The sequence below is a fragment of the Curvivirga sp. genome, from assembly GCF_965219885.1.
Classification (GTDB): domain Bacteria; phylum Pseudomonadota; class Alphaproteobacteria; order UBA8366; family Aestuariispiraceae; genus Curvivirga.
Window position 1 is genome coordinate 491086 of the sequence record NZ_CBDCOT010000009.1, and the last position, 18237, is coordinate 509322.

Genomic DNA, 18237 nt, shown 5'->3' on the forward strand with positions numbered 1-18237 from the left:
AGTAGAAGATATGAAACTCAATTTGAATAGCTTAAAATATGGATCAATAGGATTGATTTCTCTCTCCTTCCTAATCTTGTTCTTTTTCTCTACCACAAGCAAAGCCGACGCTTTAGTTAAATTAACAGAATGGTTCGCCTATCAAGATACTAAAACCGAAGGTTGGTCTTTCAGTGTTCTAGACCCTCAACATATTCAAATCGTGAGAGATCAAAATTTCCTCGCGACTTCAAGCGAGCCCGCACAGAAAATCATGGTCATCTATCGAAAAAGATCCAGCGCGTATGATATTGCGATTTCTCAGGTTCTCAAAGTATTTGAGCAACGTGCAATCAATGCGGAACTTAATGTGGTTTTTATCGGGAAAGAAGTCGAACACGTTATGGCCGCGCTCCAAACAGCTGAAAACGAAAAATATGACTTGCTTGTAAGTATGGGGTCATCCACCACACGTTCCTTGATACGCAATTATTCAAATGGCAAAATACCAGTTGTAACGATTACTTCTAAAGACCCCGTTCTCATGGGACAATTGGCAGATTATAAATCTGGCAGCGGTACAAATGTTGCCTTTACTTCTCTAAATGCATCTGCAGAGACATTATTCCAATATTTGCTGCGATTAAACCCTGACATCAAAAACCTTGCCATCTTATATGCAGAACAAAATGAATCAGCTGTACTGACTCAATTCCAGCCTATGAAAGAACTATCGGGCGCTTACAATATCCAAATATATGATGTTGGTGTAAAAAATCGCGAAGAAGCCGCAAGTGAACTACAGACAATGCTTCCCGACGTTGTTAATCAGATGAAAGCATCTGACCCAGATTTGTCCAAAAGCATGATATGGTTAACAGGTTCAACTTCTGTTTTTCAGGAAATCAAACTCATTAATAAACTTGCCGGACGTATCCCCGTCTTAAGCGCGGTTACCAATGTCGTAAAAGAAGGTGAAGATTCAGCTGTTGTCTCAATTGGAATTGGGTTTGAATCAAATGCTCATCTAGCGGCAATCTATATGCTAGATATATTAAACGGTGCCGATCCGGGTAAAATGCCCGTTGGTGTGGTAACCCCGCCAGATATCTCTATCAACTTTCATATCGCTCATAAAATTGGCATGAAAATCCCGTTCGACTTTCTGGAAATCGCGAGTTTTGTATATGATAAAGATGGCAATCCTGTACGCATTTCAGGGCAAAACTTATTCTAGCTTATCAGATCGATGATTTGTTGGGATATTTCTTCCAATGACAAATGCCCCATGAATAAGGAGGACGGTACTTTTCGTCCCAATTCCTTTTCATAGGACAATAATATTTCAACAGAAAGCAACGAATCCACACCTAGTTCATTAATCGGACGGTTAGAATTGATATATTGAGCTTCCTGTTTTAGAACATTCGCCAAAATCTCTATTCCAAAATCGATCAGAATACCTGACTGTTCTTCTTTATCTAGCGTTTGAAGTTTTGCCACGAACCCCATGGAAACTTCATTCATCGGGCTATCTTCATGAAGGGTGTATTTATAAATTCCTATCACAGGATCGGCATTATTTGATGTCATAAGGATTTGTTCAAATCGGTTCAGTGCTTCTTCACTGCTAATCGCTTCAATTCCTTTGGCTTTAAGTGTTTTCTGTAAGCCGACATCACGGCTGACAATACCCACATCTGAAATCGCCCCCCATTGAATAGCCTGTGCTGCTAAGCCTTGTTGACGTCTTTGAACAACAAGACCTTCGATTGCACGATTGGCCATCACATAAGCAGCCTGACCTTGATTACCCAATGCACTGGCAATAGAAGAAAACATCACAAAATGGTCAATTGGTAAGTCTCGACTGGCTTGATCAAGATAGATGGCTCCATCCAGTTTTGGCCCCATAGTTTTATCAATCGATTCTAAGGATAAATTAGAAAAGAACTGATCTTCTAAAACCATGGCGGCATGGAAAATAGCAGATATAGGATTGTCTCTACCCGCTTCTGCTTTGAAGAAATAATTAACTGCGTCTTGATCTTCTACATCCAGCTTCACGATTTCAACATTTGGAGGAAGAGTATCCGTCTCCCCTTCTTTTAAAACACCGGACCGACTGGCCAAAATAATTCGCGAAGCGCCATTTAAATATAACCAAGATGCTATCTTTTCACCAAAACCACCTGTACCCCCTGTAATCAATACGGATTTACCAGTTAATGGAAAATTACTATCTGACAGATTTTCAAGCTCTTGTACTCTAATCTCTGGTATTTTTATACCATCATGAGTGACAGAAGAAATATGCGCCGAACCTTCGATTTCGAATTTCTTCAAAAAACTAGCTTTTCCTAGACGCAAATAAAGATTTGAATAACCTTCCTTTTCCAATGTTTTCAACAAACCAATCATCATATTTGACAATGGATTTAAATCTGTTTGTTCCTCAATCTGGATCAAAATGTTGCCAGATATATGCGAAAGGGATGGTTTTAATTCATCAAACAGAAACCTTTTAGCTTCTTTCACAGCATCCTGAAGTTTTCCTGTATCTTTCAGATAAAACTCTTTTTCGAAATTCAGCTCATTTTCATTTCCCGAACTTTCAAGAAAAGCCCAAGTTTCAACATAAGCGTCTGAGATCGGTTTTTGCCCTGAAGGAAGTGCGGCAAAAGTCACCCCCTTCGCCATCATACAAATTTCATCGCTTTCGTTTCGGATAATAAAATCAACAATAATCTTGTTCTGATCTAACATGCGTAGCTCTACACACGCTTTTGATCTTGATGGAAGCGCTCTATGCAAAGTTAACTGATCGATAGCATAAGGCACAGCTTGTATCTGAATATCTGCACGTGTCATCATTAAAACAATCACGGCTTGGAAGACACCGTCTAAAGCCGGAGGATAAGCAAAGTTATGATTTGTTACAGATGGTGCAGATAGGTCCAGATATATACGATCCTCAATCAAGCATATTCTTTCAATAGATTGAAAAGCATTTCGATATTCAAAACCTAGTGATTGAACGAGTTTATAAAAAGCAGGAACAGGAAACTCTTCCCCTTCACTCTTTTCATTTAGTTCCAAACCTTCCAGATGCTCCTCAGACGAGACCGCAGTTGCATGCAAAGGATGTTGATATAGTTGTCCACGTATACCGCTATGCAGTTCAATTTCTTTTGAGACAGCATCAATTCGCGAATAAAGGTTAAAGTTATCCGTCTCATTCATAAGCCATAAATTCAGGAAGCGAACATCTTTGAGGCTTAGTTTTTCAGCTTTTGGTGCAAGTTGTGCAGATATCGTCAACATCGCTTCAAGATATCCTGCTGCAGGAAAAGCGATATTCGTTCTAATGAGATGATCTTTAAGCCAGGGAAAGAAATGATCATTTATATCCGCTGACCAAACCGCCCCGGGTACATTCACACGGTTCAAAAGATAAGGCGACTGCGGTAAACCAAATCGTGTCTGTTTAGATAATGCAGATTCAATCCACATGGATGACCCTGTATCTTGTCGTAAGCTAAACGGATAAACTTGACGAACAGGATACCAATGTTCCCATTTCAAATTAAACCCGGAGTTATAAAGCTCTGTGACTAGTGTATATAATCTCTGCTCTTCCTCCTCCTCTCTATGTAACACATAGACATAAGGTTTTGACTGTTGCAGATGATACAGTGTCTCCTTAATTGGGTTCGCTAAAACTGGATGTGGGCCTATCTCAAGAAGATGGGTGAAATCATCCTTTACAAGAGCTTCCAAGCTTTCCTGAAACAAAACCGCATGACGGATATTCTGCCACCAATAGTCCGCCACAGACATATCCCCATCAAACTTTTGTCCGAATGCAGTAGAATAAAATGGAATTTCCGGCTTACGAAACTGAAGCGAGGAAATAGATTTTCTTAAGTCATCCTCAATCACATCCATGTATGGACTATGATAGGCAACCTCAACTTTCAGATACCGATTGAAAATCCCTCTGCTTTCAAGGATCTTTGCGATATCATCTAACTGCTCAATATCACCCGCCAATGTCAGCATGCTTTGGCTATTCTTAGCAGCAATATCCACTTGGTCGAAATCTTCTAACAAAGCTGCTGCATCAATTTCACTTAACGCAGTTGCTAGCATTCCACCCTGACCACGTGTTGTCGCTTGTAAACGGCTCCGGTGATACACAATTGCTACCGCATCTTCCAAGCTTAACATTCCACAAGCCCATTGCGCAGCAACTTCCCCTAAGCTATGACCAATCACACAACTAGGCTTCACGCCGATCGCTGCAAGATATTTGGTCAGTCCAACTTGCAAGGCAAAACCCATCGGCTGATCTATTTCAGTTTCACCAATCCTTGAATCATCCTGACCTTCGCCAAAAGCTTTTAATAGAGAATAACCAGCAAGTTTTTCGAATAGCGCCGCAACTTCATCAATAGCTTGTTTATAAACAGGCTCGCTTTGGTATAAACCACGCCCCATACCCCACCAATGTGGTCCCATTCCTGAATAGACAAAACCCGCCTTTGCACCATGAACAGCTTCATTTATCGGTAAACTTGGTGATTGCGTTAAGCTCTCTTCCAGATCTTTCGATGAACTATACCAATGCAATTGACGAAAAGGTGCTATATCAGTTGCAACCGTTTGAGAATAAGTAAAAGCTTGGAAATTATCTTTTGCTTCCCTTGCTATCGTCACCAGTTGTTCGGATAGATCAGATATCTGGTTTTGATTGTAAGCCGCCACAGGGAAAGGTTTTAACCTCCTCTCCCTTTCTAATTCTTCTGGCACATGTGCTTCTGGTTTCTCCAAAATCACCATGCCATTGGTACCACCATATCCGAATGAATTTACTAAAATAGCTTTTTTATCTTCGGGGTAAGAAAGAATCTCCGTTGGTGTTGAGACTTGAAATCCTTCACGCCAGGCAAGCTTAGGGTTTAGATTATTTAAATGCAGATTGGCTGGTATGGTTTTATGTTCAAAAATCAACAAGCTTTTGATAACACCTGCAATGCCTGCCGCGGCTTCTAAATGTCCGATATTTGATTTCACGGAACCCAGAATTAATGGTGACTCTGCAGAGACATTAGAACCAAAAACATGGTTCAATGTCTTTGTTTCAGCCTGATCCCCGGCTTGCGTGCCAGTACCATGGGCTTCCACATATCCAATATCTGAAACATCGATATCCGCTTTTGACAGTAGTTTTTCCAATAAGCGGGTTTGTGAAGAGGAACTTGGCAAAGTAATACCTGGCGTATGACCATCTTGATTCACACCACTAGCTGAGATTACGGCTAGGATGTTATCTTGATCCTGAACAGCTTTCTCATAAGGCTTCAACAGAATTAATCCACCACCTTCACCACGTACATAACCATCAGCCTTTTCGTCAAAGGTGGCACAACGTCCTTCTTTTGAAAGGAATTTTCCTTTGGACATGGCGATATAATATTCAGGCGACATGATAACATTTACGCCACCAACCAAAGCCATTTCACATTCTTCATTATGAATATTTTGTACCGCTTGATGCAATGCTACCAAGGATGAAGAGCAAGCTGTATCCAAAGTAAAACTTGGTCCGGTAAAATTGAACACATGGGAAATACGATTTGCCAGCATCGTTAAGGTTGCACCCGTTGCCGTATGCGGATTGATGTTATCCCAGTTATTCGGCCCAAGCTTTAACAACAGATTATCAACACAAAAACCACCAATGAAGACGCCAATATCTCTGTCACTAAATTGAGAAATCTGATATCCGGCACGACGGAACGTATCCACACTTAATTGCAGTAACAAGCGTTGCTGTGGATCCAGATTTGCAGCCTCCCTAGGCGAAATATTATATGGCAAGGGATCAAAAGATTCGGGATTCCAAGTTAAAAAACCGCCACGATCAGTGTAACTATGTCCTGTCTTCTCATCGACATCATTCACAAATCGATTTGTATTAAAACGGTTTGCTGGAATAGGTCCGATTGCATCTACCTGCTCGATTAAATTATTCCAAAATAACTCCGGATTATCTGCACCAGCCGGAAAACGGCATGACATGGATATGATCGCAATTTTTTTATTCTTTATTGTCATTTGCTCATTTTTCCAGCTTAAAAAGACTCTCAATCAAAGGATAGTTCTTTGAAAGTATTTCGATGCTATCCAACTGTTTTTCCATTAACAGTTCAAAATCTTGATCATAAATCTCAACGCTACGCCCCGTCACCAAACTTGATAAATATACATATTCGCCGGATCGGATTTTTATCACACCATATTGATCTAAAAAGCTATCATCAGGGTTTAAACTTCTAACCGACATTCCAGCACCTGCAATCAGGTCTGTTGGTAAAATCGACCATTGTGCCCAATCTTGATAGTGCTGCGCAATCCTATCTGCATAAGTGACGCCCATCTCTAGGACAGATCCCTGTAACTGGATGACATCCATGTTTAATTCTGTTGCATTAAAAACATAATCTAAATGATAGACAGAGAGTTTCTTTTCCTCGGCCAACATAAAAATACCAGCCGCGAGTGATATCTTCGCCTCGAGAAAACCCACATTTAATCGATAATGTAATTGGTCTTTAGACAATATTGTATCAGGCAAGGCGATAATCGTCTTATTGTCCTGCACAGCCTGTAAAAGTTTTATACTGAGCTGGGAATCGTTAACATCTAATATTATCTGATCAAGATAGTCAGAAATCTCACGCCTGCGATAATTATGTCCTTTACGCAGCAGAACTTCAATTTCGCGATAATCCCCTAACAGTAGAACGTTTGAATTTTCTTCATGTGCTATTAAAAGGATGTTTTCTAATATCCATTCCCAACCATGCATATGTGCCAAGACTAAAATAGAAGCGGATGGCAATCGTGTCAGCACTTGTTTCAAATGGTTATAATCTGCATAAAAGTGTGTTTGCCAGTAACGTAACTTTTCTTGAATTGCAGGTAAATACCAATACCAACCGGTTTGTATTTGATTTGAATGGATACGTTTCGCATCTTCCAAAATTCTTGATGCGGGCCCCGGTAAATACAGAGATAACTTCTGGGCTAACTGGATAATTTGTTCCGAACTATCATATAATAAACCACTATCATTCAGGAAACGATGGAAACCTTCATGTAAGTTTTTCCAATCTGAAGGTACTGATTGAGAAACATCACGAACTAAGAGCTCTTCATTCTTACCTAGATTATGGCTGAATGACTTGAATGGCACCAATCTTTGATAAAGATCAGCCACAGTTTCTGGTAATTCCGCCAGATCCAATGCCATTTGGAAAGTTTTTTCCAATCTTAGATCCAGCTGCAGAAAGGCTAAAGAATCAAAACTTAAATCCTTAAGGGATGTTGTCAGATCAATCACCGAGGTAGACGTATCTACAAACTCCGATAACAATTGAATAAACTTATTTGCGCTCATACCTGCTGAATTACTTTGGTGATGAGCAAACTGAGACACAATACTCAACTGCTGATCGTTTAACTGAGACAGTGCTTTTTGACGTTGTACCTTACCACTGGATGTCAAAGGTAACGTTCCTGTTTTCACAACAATAATTAGATCCAAAGACAATCCAATATTAGACATGACAATTTGGTTAATCTGTCGACAAAGGTCGACTAGATCCGTCTCATTACTCCGTCGAGGTTGCTCCAGTAATAGAATGATCTCACCTGCTTGATTTTGAACGGCAATAACCTTCTCCATGGATAAAAAGGCGTAAACTTCTTGTTCAATATCTTGAGGATGATAGTTCTCACCATTTACAATAATAAGATCTTTTGTGCGCCCGGTTAGATATAGGAAACCTGCATCAACAAAGCCCATATCACCTGTTTTTAAAATGCCGTCCTTAAAACTCGCCGTGGTCGCTTCGACATTTTGATAATAACCGGATGCAATAGGAGCACCTTTCAAATAGATCTCACCGACTTCTCTATCCTTCAAAATCTGACCTGATAAGGGATCGCAAACAAAGAGCTCTAGATCCGGAACAGCTTTTCCAAGAGAGATAACTTTTTGAATATTATTATCTTCCGAATACACAACACGATTTTCTCGCCGTAATATCTCACGATCAACAGATTTAATCTGTGGCCCCAAACCTAATGGCGTGGCAGATACCATTACAGTTGCTTCTGCCAATCCATAGGCAGGCATTAGAACACCCTCACCTAAACCGAATGCCCCCAGCAACTCCTGAAATTCAGCCAAGGTTTCAGGATGGATAGGTTCTGCCGCATTTACAATCGCCTTTAAATTTGAAAAATCCAGCCCATCCAGATCACCCGTCCCAACACGTTTCACACAAGCGCGAAAGGCAAAATCAGGCGCACTTGTATAATCTGCCTTATAATCAGACAGGGCCTGCAGCCAATTTTTGGGATTACGGATAAAATCAATCGGTTTAAGGATCACCAAATGCCCAGCAATAGAGAGACCAGATAACAAATGGCTAAACAGACCTAGATCATGATAAGGGGGCAACCAGGTTACTGTTATCCTTTGTACATCATGTGTAAAATTAAGGTGATCGTTGATGGAATTTAAATTTGATAAGATATTTTGTTGACTTAACAACACACCTTTAGGATCAGATGTCGATCCTGAGGTAAATTGTACTAGCACGGGACGATCATCGTCTTGAGAAACGACATGTTCCATAATAGGCGGTAAGGCTTGGAAGCTATTTCGGATTTGATCCACCATTAGACTACTGATTTTGACTTCCCCGAATATGGGGTTAGCTTTGTCTGCAATAATCAAATCAGGTTCAAATCCATTAACAATAGACAAAAAGCGATTTACAGTTCGCTTACTTCCCGGTTCAAAACATGGGGCGACTAATCTATCCGCATAAAAACAACCGATTAGAAAAGACAGGAAACTAAATCCTGGTGAAACCGTAAGCAGGATTTTGTCATCTCTACCGGTTTGGGTTTGAAGAAAATGAGAAACAAGTTGTGCTTCGTTTTCAAGTTCTTCATAGGTGTAGGATTTACCGCCTTTCTTACGGTATTCAGTCACAGCAATACGATCAGGATATCGCTGCAGAGCCTGTTTAAAAAATCTCGCAATTGGAGTTAATGTCGACACCGGATTTTGTATCTTCCCTGTTTATTATTTATCTGAAAGTTTAAGGTAATCCGTCGGATGGGGGAAGCAAAAACAAGCCGTAAAAAAGAAAAAGCAGATGCTGAACACATCTGCTTTTAATTCATAGATTGGACTGAAAATGGTAGGGATTAGGTACCTGGCACCAACGGAATAACGTTAATACCGCAAGGGCCAATATCAGCACCGCCTAAGACATCGATACCACATACGTTACCGGCACATACACCGGCACCAACAGCAGCACCACAAACGTCACCAGCACATGCACCGACACCGGCAGCCGCACCACAAGCCGTACCTACGCCAGCCGCAGCCGGACATGCATCCGCACCACAGACAGTACCAACACCAACAGCCGCGCCACAAGCAGCTGCACCACAGGCGTTACCAACGCCGGCATCCGCTGCACAAGCCGCAGCCCCGCAAGCGTTACCCGCACCAGCAGCAGCACCACAGGCATCCGCACCACAGGCAGTGCCCGCTGCAGCTTCAGCACCACAACTACCACCTTTGCCTCCGGCAACAGCCTCTAATTGATCGTCACTCAACTCCATGTCGAGTTCGATATCATCATCCCATTCTTCTAGTTGCTCATCAGTAACCAATGTACTGTCTTCCAATACACGGTGACGAGTAATCAAACGGAAATCGTCATAATCACTTTCGATAACTGTGCTTGGATCACCGCTTAGGCCTTTTGTGATATTTGTTTCACCATTGGCAACATTGATTGTATATTCACCGGCGCCGCCAATTTTAAAATGGATTGTTGTATCCCAATCACCAGCAGCTTGCGGTACAAAACATAGCGGAAGAATGTTCAAAAACAACAAGTCACTTTTCTTTTCAGGTGCAATGTCATCCGCTGATTCAACTACAGCGCCTTCCATTTCCTGTTGTTGCTTTGCCACATTCACAATCACTTCCGGATTCGCCGGAAATGCTTTCTCAAACAGTTGTAGGTCCTCAAGATTAGATGTCTTGATCTTCCCTGCCATAAAAGCTGTCTGAGGGTCTAGAATATGTACATCGGCCCCAAATGGCTTATCTACAAATTGCATTTTTAGTCCCCCTTTTCAAAAGGATAGTTGATTATTTTAGCCTCAATCGTCTCAATTTGTGCCTTCTGTAAAATCAAGTTTACTTGAAAGGCATTCTTCTTATTCGGTTATCCAACCACGGTCATTCCGCTGCCGCGCCAACAAACAAGCCCGACGTAGAATGATTTGCCCCAACCATCGAAGAAGAGGTTTGGCTCTCTTCAATGATATCTTCATGCGTAATCATGCCTTTTTTCTCAGCACGGATCAGCAAACGTTCACTAATATTAAATTTCCAACTTGGACATGGCAGACTACCGCCTTCACCTAATGTCTTGTCAGAATGTACAAATTTAAACGCGCATGCGCCTGTACAATTTGGTAAAATTTTACAACCACGGCATGTATCGTTGTTAAATGGAGACCAACTCATCCATTCATTATGAATCGCGCTTTCAAAAGCTGCTTCTGGCTCAAAAATCGTTCCGATTTTCAAGGTTGTATCATTCACGGTATCCCAGCATTTATGTAATTCACCGGTTGGTAATAGTACCAATCCATTTTGGCGAACGGCCGCGCAATTGCCATGCATCATTGGTGGACGTGGTAAGCCAGTTAAACCTGCTTCAAATGCGTAACGATATAACTCAGCTTCCATAATGGCATATTCATTTTTGCCCATAGAGATATCATTACAGCTGTGACAAGCTTCCGTAATGGATTCAATCGGCGCAAAATATATACCCAAATTTGTTCTATGATTGAAACCGCGTGACTTTAAGTCATCCATCAAATGTTTGATATTGTCTTTATTGTGATGATCGATATTCACGCGGATAGATACTTGGATCGGCGTTTGATTAATAACCTCGCCAATATTTTTGGCAATACGCTCATACGTTGGGCGACCCGATAGAAGATAGCGACGCTCATCATGGGACTCAGCGGCCCCATCGAATGTAACCTGACAACTTGTCACATCTAATTTATGAAGTTTTTTGGCGGTTTTGCCATCAAGGAAATAGCCATTTGTTACGATGAAAGCCGTATATTGCACATCATGTTTTTTACATAATTCTTTCATCTTCACAGTGAGTTCTTCGATGGTTTTCAACCCCATCAAAGGTTCACCGCCATACCAGCTAATGCTCAGAACTTTAAGAGTTGGCAATACTTTATCAAGATATTGCAACAAGGCATCTTGTACCAAGTCACTCATTTTCTTAACTGGCTTGTCAGCGCCTTGGAAACAATATTCACATGCAAAGTTACAAGCCATAATCGGTGCAATCGTCATCACCATGGTTTGTGAATCATGACGCGCAGCCATATATCTTTGTTCCAATTCACCTGTTTCATCAGTGTCATTGGCAACCATATATCCGGCATTAATAAAATTAGTCAGACGAGGATCGTTTACAAGAAGACGGCTTCTTTCCAGATCATTATAGGTATCAATATCATTTTGATCCCAAACCGCATACGCACCCGTTAATGTATTATATACAAGACTGCGATCGCCATTTGCGTCACCTTTGATCGGAATAAAAATATTGTATTTTGATTGAATCGCATATCGCGACTTATCATCATTTTCGACTGTTGTGGTAAAACCACCCGCAGATTCTCTACGGATTTGCTCCAGAATAGAAGCTCTTACGATTTCAGCAGCACTTGCTTGATCACCCATGAGATTTTCCCTGACCTAAAATCTGATTTTTATTTATATATTTATTTCACAAATGATATGACGGAATTAAATTGAAATCTACTAATATTTCATAAAATTGAATCTATTTTCCCAAAGATCGCTTATTTCGTGCAAGAAAATACATTCCTCCTGCTCCCAAAATACAAATTACTGGAAACGCTATTAAAAAATCTGCGTATTCAACTCTTAAACTTTGGGCTGGATAAAACGATAAATTCAACCAATTCATCATTCCATGAACAAATGCCAATGATAAAATACCAGCGCCATAGCTTCGAGCTAGTGAATATAGCAATCCTACAGCTGTTGTGGTTAAAACAATGGGCCATCCATGTGGAAGATGATACAACCCGAAAATAACAGAGGCGATAATAACAGCCTTAAAACTATGACGACCTAAATAATCCTGCAGAATGCCTCGAAACCAAATCTCTTCTACCAAGGCAATAAAAACAAAATATCGTATCAAATCCAATAAATTAAATACGCCATTATCTAGACTATGTTCATTTAAGCCATACTGACCAATTTGTACGACACATAAAACAATCAAGGCATATTTCCATCGACCGATCGATAAGTTTCGAGGTTTCAGAAGCAGTATTCCCCATGATAATTGAAGTATCATCAATCCCCATATCATCATTTGCACATTTCCAATGACACCCATACGCGCCATCATAATACCAAATAATGAAATCAGGAAAAACGCAATAAAATGAAGGAAATATCTATGATTTTGTAACATGTTTCGATTTCCGGATAGATAAAGTTAGCAAAACCACACCAATTATAATGAGTAGAATATAGGCCGGATTATACTGCATACCGCTATATTGCCTTATCACGATCGAAAAAGGCTGTTCCATTAGGTCATTGCCTGTTTTTTGAACGATAATTTTCGCCCTTTTTCCCACCTGTTGTTCAGGTGTCGCTAAACGATAATAAACAACACCACCTGTTTGGTTACGTAAATTAACCAAAACAAATGAGGATTCATTTTTAAACGGCTGCGACCCATCTTGTGGAATAACAGAAACAATAATTGAGATATCTGAATATTCGATTTTGCGATTACCCGTCGCAAGCCAAATACTTTCACCCTCTTGCAAAATACACTCTTCGCATATCTGCTGCTCTGTATTCAAAGAAAGTGAAACAGGAAATTCATGCCGATTTTCATATAGATTTGAGGCAAAAAGAATAATACTCATTACCAAGCCAAAAACACTGAGACCTAATCCCGTCACGAAAAAGAGAATTTGTCTTAAAGTTAACTTAGAAAAATCAATCTGTTTCCTCATAGTTTCACTTTCTCAATATTAACGGATTGATGTCTCCGGCAGCTTAATGATTTCACGGACGACATCATTTGTATCCCCGGTTAAGAAATCAATTGTTGCTTTGCTTTTTTCATATTCTGCCCGTGCCAAAGCACGTTTATTTTTAGCATCAGCCAATAACTGAGCCGCATTCAACACTTCGGTACTTGTTTGTTCCCCTCTGTTAAATTGCTTTAACTCAGCTTCGTAGATACGTGTGGTTACATCCACTTCATTTACCGCTGCTTGGAAACGTCGAAAATTCTGATGAACACGGTTCACAGATGTTTCGACTGTTTTAACAATATTCAATTTCTCACTGGAGATCGCATATTTCGCCAATGTATTTGCATTCACAGCCTGACGATAATCTTCTTCTGTTTCACGAAGCCCAAGTGGAATAGTCAAAGTAACGCCAATAGACCAATCATCAGAATCCGTCGTCACACTTCTTACTGAGGTATTTTTATAAATATCATCAGAAACCGAATAGCTCATTGTTAAATCCAGATCCGGATAACGTTGCCAATCTGCCGCTTCTACTGTTAAATCTGATGAAGTTAAATCATTATCCAACTGTTTCAATGATAGAGAATTGCGTAATGCTAAATCCGTAACCTCTTCTCTTTTAACAGAAGGTTGTACCACTTCAGGCGCCGCATTAGGTTCAATCAAGATCGTTGAATGTTCTTCTGGATTACTGGTGATTAAGCGCATCATAGTGTTATTGGTTTCAATCACACTTGTTTGGGCAAGGATAATAGCATCATATCTCTGTGCGACACCTGTTTGTGCACGCAATACTTCTACTTTCGCAACCAAACCAGCATCAGACAGCTTCGTCGCCAGATCTTCTTGCTTTTCAGCTAATGCCAACTGCTCCATCGCAATGGATAGATTCTGGAAAGAGCGCCAATGATCCCAGTAAGCAGACGTAACCTCGGTATAACGAGTTGCCATGGTTTCGACTTGAGCTAATTCTTGGTTAGTAAGACTTATCTTGGCTTGTTCGCGCGTTAAAGTATTAACTAAGAACCCACCATCTTTTAACAATGGTTGAGTTAAAGATAGTGTGGAAGTATCACCATCTCCATCTAAATCAGTGCCTGATGAAACCGCATCTGTCTCTGTATAAGTTTGTGTGGCAGAAATGATCGTACCTGGTTCAAAGGTTTTGGAAACACCTACAGAAATAGAATCCTGATCACCACGAAGATTCGTAACATCATTGTCACTTCGCGCTCTGGCAGTGGTCACGGTAACCGTTGGGTCAAACGATGCATCTGCGGATTCAATTGCGGATTTTGCCGTATCCACGTTCAGATAAGTTGGCTGTAATAGAAGTTCGTTAAATACGGTTTGCTTTTGCACCTTATCCAAAGACAACGCAATTGTGTCCCCCTGGAACTCAAACTCCTTCCAATAGGGAGAAAGGTGAAATTCTTGAGCCACAGCCAGTTTTGAAAAACTCAATGCCAAAACAGCTATGCCAGCAGCTTGCCAGTTTTTATTTGAAAATATTGTCGGCGCCTTCTTCATTATTCCATCTCTGCGGTGATCGTTTCTTATCCGTTTTTAAGTTTATCAATAATCACTTTAAAACGTGTTCCGGCCAAAGTGATTTTTTCCAAAACCTGCTCATCAATCTCATCATCGATAAATTCATCATCATCTTCACTATAAGCGGAGTCGCCAGAAATGACATTAAGATTTAATACTCGAAGACGTTGTGCCAAGAAGACGCCCAGAGCTTTATAAAAGCGCCCTTGGAACTTAGGGTTAGAATTCAGGCGCGCTTCCAAATCATCAAAATCAATTCTCAAAACCAAAATGTCTGAACTCGCCACAATGGTCGCAGAAGGTGGACGTGAATCTAATAAGGACATCTCACCAAAGACCTCACCTTGTGTAATCTCAGCCACTTTCTTACCACGGATTGTTACGTTCACTGTGCCATCAGCAATGATAAATAAATTACCGTTCTGAACATTTTCCTGAACCAATTCATCGCCGGGTTTATATTGTTCACGATGACCAGCAGTTACCATCCAATCAATATCTTCGTCTTCCAATAACCCCAAGATATATAATACTTTTTTCATTTAAGCCTCCTCTGTGACGGTTTGTTTTTTTGCCATAGAAGCAAACAAACCATCCAGTTTCATGAGTTCTTCATAATTACCCTGCTCTAGGATTTTGCCCTCTCCCAGCACAATAATTTTATCTGCATCAACAATGGTTGATAATCGATGCGCAATTACCACACGCGTTACTTTTCGGCGTCTCAAACTCTCTGTCACAATTTTTTGAGTTTTATTATCCAGTGCAGATGTGGCTTCATCGAAAAATACAATTGAAGGATTTTGCGCCAAAGCACGCGCAATCATCAAACGTTGTTTTTGTCCACCTGATAAAGTTCCGCCCCCTTCAGGCACAACCGTATGCAATCCCATGGGAAACCCTTTGATATCATCGGCAAGGCCCGCATCTTCAGCGGCTTCCCATGCCTCATCCATGCTCATTTTAGAAGCACCAATGATATTATGATAAATTGTTCCTGCACTGACTGAAGATTCTTGTAGAACCACGCCGATTTGGCGGCGAATACCAACCATATCCAATTTCGCTGTATCATTGCGATCATAGAGGATTTGACCGGATTCAGGTGTTTCAAATCCCAACAATAGTTTGAACATTGTCGATTTACCGCAACCTGATTGTCCTACAACAGCTATGAATTCACCCGGTAGAATTCGTAAGCTGACATCATCCAAAATAACAGGTGTGTCTTCGGAATATCGGAATTTCACATGAGAAAGTTCGATCAAACCTTCCAATGGGGGGGGCGTTTTCTTACCGCTTCCGGACTCAACTTCGGCTTCCAAAATAGGACGCGCCAATTCACGTTTCGCCATTTGTTGATGGATGGTTATAAAACTTGAAAAGAAATTCACCACACCACCGACAACCGCACTGAAGGCACCTTGAATAGCAAAGAAACTACCAACAGTCAGAAGGCTGGGTGCCAATGGATCCAACTCACGTAAATCAATACTTTCCTTAATCATTGTGCCGGCAAAATAATATAGCGCAATCGTACTAAAAGTCTGAATGAACGTATTAATCATTGAAGAATATTGCTGCAACTGGGCAACTTTATAATTATCCTTCAGTTGCTGGCCATATCTTTTACTCCATTGCGCAAAAGCTCTCGGTTCCGCACCAGCAATTTGTAATTTGGAAATACCTTTCACCATCTGCACCATAAAGCCAAATAGGTGACCACTGGCGCGTTCTTGTTTCAATGCAATCTTTCGAATTACGAAAGAGAAAGAAACTGAAATAATACTGGTTAGAACCGCAGCAATCAGCGCTAAAAATGCAAGTTTTGATGAATAGTAAAAACACATTAATAACATCATCAAAACAGATAGTAATGAGAATCCAGCATTAATCACCGTACCGGAAAAACCAGCACTAATTTCCGAAATCATCATCGACCGATTAAGTAAATCACCACTGCTGTAATTACGATAGAAACGTGTCGGCAGCTTTAACAATCTATCCATGATCATGGATTGCAGCTGGGCCGTCATGGCAGTTTGAATGCGAAGCGAAATAATACCTTGAGAAAGCGAGAAGAAGAATAATCCCAAAGACATACAACTCATGCCAATTGCCAGATCAACCATCAGATCCTTATTCGCATCCGGTATCACCTGGTCCACCAGTAATCTATTCGCAATAGGCGTGAATAAACCCAATAATCCCGACAGGAAGGATAAGGCAAACATTAAAATAAAATCAGTCGTGAATGGCTTGTAAGTAAACCGCGCCAATTTCATAAAACTTGTAGATTCTTCTTTATCTAGCGGCATAGGTCGAATGAAATAGTAAGCCTCTTCATTCAGTTCCAAATCCATATCCAGATCAAGCGGAATCATCTCACGCGTTTCCGGATCAAAGAAAAAGTAACGACGGACCAACCCACCATATTGAGCAAGGTTTAACAAGGCCATTGGTTTTCCTGTTTTCTTTTCAAAACAGAGAATATTACCAACATCATCCTTCCACCATTCGCCGATCAGGCGCACATGACGCATGCGCACACCTGAATCACGACAAATACGTTCAATCTGACCATCCACCGACAGGTTTTGATCCACCGGAATATCAAGATTGAATTCTAATTTCGCGAAATGCCCAATAACCTCTAGAACTGTCTGAAGATCATTCTCATGTTCTTGAGGTTGCCAAACGGATTTATCTTCAAGTTTCAGATTATCGACAGCATCACGTTTGTTGCGCTCAATCTCTTTTTGCAGACGTTTGAAACGATTTCTCTCTGCGCGTTCTTGATCCAAGATACGATGGTAATACAAGGCAACCATTGCAGATTGTAGGCTTAACAAGCCATCTAGATCTGCCGATTTCAGCTTTTCAACCTCTTCAAAACGACCTTTAAGATCTTCTGCCGCTATGAAATGCAGCGCATTCGTCGCATAAAAGATCAGATTGCCATCTTCTGCACCAACAGGCAGCACCTTCTCTTTATCGAAAGTAATCTTTCCTGTTTCCAGAACCAATCGATAAAATCCAGCATTTTTAGGGCGGAACTTTTGCCCATCACTATATTCCAGTTCATCAAGCTGTTCGGTTTTTTCGTAATAATCTTGAATCTGTAGTTTACTGATAAAGCTACCAACTTTTTCACACCAGCTTTCCAAAGCTTCCATATATTTAGAAGCTTTAGAAGAAACTAACGTTTTCTTACTGACATCTTGAAGTTCTGCATCTTCCACGGGTTCCGCAACCATTGTGAAATCTGCATCTTCCAGTGGATAAGTTCCGCCCCAGATAAGTGAACCCGCATGGCACGTCATCACATAATGACGTTGCCCAACCATTTCGCCATCGGCAAGTCGCACCAAATACAAGGCCAACGATCCTTGATCGATAAGATAGCCACTATCCTTGTCTTCCAGTCTCAGTATATCATGTCCTGTTAATTTCATGGCCTGA

10 protein-coding genes are annotated in these 18237 nt (G+C 40.8%); 1 reads left to right on the top strand and 9 read right to left on the bottom strand.

Annotated features, from left to right (window positions below; all coding sequences use genetic code 11):
- The first annotated feature begins 10 nt into the window (after window positions 1-10).
- A complete protein-coding gene (locus tag ACOQOA_RS07800) occupies window positions 11-1216 on the top strand; it encodes an ABC transporter substrate binding protein (protein WP_420548081.1) in 1206 nt (401 codons plus the stop codon).
- Here the strand turns inward: ACOQOA_RS07800 and ACOQOA_RS07805 are convergent.
- The 9 genes from ACOQOA_RS07805 to ACOQOA_RS07845 form a co-directional block, all read right to left on the bottom strand.
- A complete protein-coding gene (locus ACOQOA_RS07805) occupies window positions 1213-6099 on the bottom strand; it encodes a type I polyketide synthase (protein WP_420548082.1) in 4887 nt (1628 codons plus the stop codon). The two genes, ACOQOA_RS07800 and ACOQOA_RS07805, sit on opposite strands and share 4 nt — an antisense overlap.
- A gap of 4 nt (window positions 6100-6103) precedes the next feature.
- Window positions 6104-9121, bottom strand: a complete 3018-nt coding sequence (locus tag ACOQOA_RS07810) for a non-ribosomal peptide synthetase (protein ID WP_420548083.1) — start codon at window positions 9119-9121, stop codon at window positions 6104-6106.
- A 149-nt stretch (window positions 9122-9270) separates the two neighbouring features.
- Complete coding sequence (locus ACOQOA_RS07815) at window positions 9271-10203, bottom strand: hypothetical protein (protein ID WP_420548084.1); 933 nt, start codon at window positions 10201-10203, stop codon at window positions 9271-9273.
- Between the two features lie 121 nt (window positions 10204-10324).
- The gene (locus tag ACOQOA_RS07820; RefSeq protein WP_420548085.1) at window positions 10325-11872 is read right to left on the bottom strand and encodes a TIGR04463 family radical SAM/SPASM RiPP maturase; all 1548 of its coding nucleotides are present in this window, start codon (window positions 11870-11872) and stop codon (window positions 10325-10327) included.
- Window positions 11873-11975: 103 nt separating this feature from the next.
- Window positions 11976-12641 (bottom strand): CPBP family intramembrane glutamic endopeptidase, encoded by a 666-nt coding sequence (locus tag ACOQOA_RS07825; protein WP_420548086.1) that lies wholly within the window; start codon window positions 12639-12641, stop codon window positions 11976-11978.
- Complete coding sequence (locus ACOQOA_RS07830; protein WP_420548087.1) at window positions 12625-13107, bottom strand: hypothetical protein; 483 nt, start codon at window positions 13105-13107, stop codon at window positions 12625-12627. Before ACOQOA_RS07830 ends, ACOQOA_RS07825 begins: the two co-directional genes overlap by 17 nt.
- 108 nt (window positions 13108-13215) lie before the next feature.
- The gene (locus ACOQOA_RS07835) at window positions 13216-14754 is read right to left on the bottom strand and encodes a TolC family protein (protein WP_420548088.1); all 1539 of its coding nucleotides are present in this window, start codon (window positions 14752-14754) and stop codon (window positions 13216-13218) included.
- Between the two features lie 26 nt (window positions 14755-14780).
- The gene (locus ACOQOA_RS07840; RefSeq protein WP_420548089.1) at window positions 14781-15317 is read right to left on the bottom strand and encodes a cyclic nucleotide-binding domain-containing protein; all 537 of its coding nucleotides are present in this window, start codon (window positions 15315-15317) and stop codon (window positions 14781-14783) included.
- Window positions 15318-18230 carry an NHLP bacteriocin export ABC transporter permease/ATPase subunit gene (locus tag ACOQOA_RS07845; RefSeq protein WP_420548090.1) on the bottom strand — a complete coding sequence of 971 codons (2913 nt, stop codon included), beginning with the start codon at window positions 18228-18230 and terminating at the stop codon, window positions 15318-15320.
- Window positions 18231-18237: the final 7 nt, after the last annotated feature.